Annotated in this window: 1 protein-coding gene; it reads right to left on the bottom strand. The window is 66.0% G+C overall.

The features are described 5' to 3' along the window. The coding region (locus tag GYK42_RS28970; protein ID WP_166450295.1) for a hypothetical protein at positions 1-285 on the bottom strand (285 nt) is incomplete at both ends.

Raw genomic sequence — 285 nt, 5'->3', positions numbered from 1 at the left:
TTACCGCCACGCCCTGTGTGTTGTAATCAGTGTCCTGCACGATCAGGCGCCCGGTGCCGCCCGGCTGGGCGGCGCCATCGTAGGCTTCCGTAACCGTGCGCACCTTGCGCCCGGCGGCGTCCATGTAGACGCGCGAAAACGGCCCGCTCTTCGCGTCAGCGCTGTTGCGCGGCTCGACGTGGACAAAGCTGATTGCCTCGGGTGTCCATTCGGCACGCGGCGGTGCCGGACAGTGCGCGCTGTTCGAACTGGTGTCGGCAATCTCGCGGTCCGGCAAATAGCAAT

It is taken from the genome of Janthinobacterium lividum (assembly GCF_011601275.1).
In the GTDB taxonomy this organism is placed as follows: Bacteria; Pseudomonadota; Gammaproteobacteria; order Burkholderiales; family Burkholderiaceae_D; genus Janthinobacterium; species Janthinobacterium lividum_E.
Note: the sequence above shows the minus strand (reverse complement) of the source record. Positions and strands in the feature narration are given on the sequence as shown.